This is a genomic window from Patiriisocius sp. 208BN25-11 (assembly GCF_058147145.1).
In genome coordinates, this window is sequence record NZ_JBYVJY010000135.1 from 1 (window position 1) to 237 (window position 237).

The 237-nt window shown below is 34.2% G+C and carries 1 protein-coding gene; it reads left to right on the forward strand.

Annotated features, from left to right (window positions below; genetic code table 11):
* On the forward strand, positions 1 to 237 hold a 237-nt coding region (locus tag ACY2RS_RS15870; RefSeq protein WP_490099623.1), incomplete at both ends, for a DUF3667 domain-containing protein.

Consider the following 237-nt stretch of genomic DNA (forward strand, 5'->3'; position numbering starts at 1 on the left):
AGCCTGGCACCATTACTAGAAATTACATCAACGGACCACGTTTAAAGTATAGCAACCCGTTTCGGTTTTTCTTAAGTGTCTCTATTATTTACTTTTTATTGTCCAGTATTATTGGGTTTTTTAGCCCACAAGCTGGTAATCCTTTTAATATAAATATGGATGACGACGAGGTTACCATCAACAATCAAAAAGGGAAATTTTATTTTGAAACTGATGAAGAGGAAGTAGATAAAGCTA